The organism is Shewanella electrica, from assembly GCF_022321485.1.
In the GTDB taxonomy this organism is placed as follows: domain Bacteria; phylum Pseudomonadota; class Gammaproteobacteria; order Enterobacterales; family Shewanellaceae; genus Shewanella; species Shewanella electrica.
Genome location: NZ_JAKOGG010000275.1, coordinates 1 through 272, shown reverse-complemented (window position 1 = coordinate 272; position 272 = coordinate 1). Strand labels below are relative to the sequence as shown.

Here is a 272-nt window from a genome sequence, read left to right as displayed (position 1 = left end):
CGTACAGGATGACGGAGACAAAAAATACATAGCTCTGTTGGTCCGTGACCCAGAGCACCAGCAGAATGAGGAATGGACCCACGAAGCGGGAGCCGTGCTGGGCCGCCTGGTACAAAAAGACCGCATTGGGTAGATGCTCCCGTGGCACCATATTGGCTAGGAGAGCCTGGGCTGGAGGCATCTGGCTCGACCTTGCTGAACCGTTGACAACTGCCAGCACCACCAGGTGCCACGCTTCGATAGATCCTGTCGCCACCAGGATAGCCAACAGC

1 protein-coding gene is annotated in these 272 nt (G+C 57.7%); it reads right to left on the bottom strand.

Going from position 1 to position 272, the window contains the following annotated elements:
- Positions 1-272, bottom strand: a 272-nt coding sequence (locus L9G74_RS20620; protein ID WP_238898629.1) for an MFS transporter, incomplete at both ends; no start/stop codon positions are given.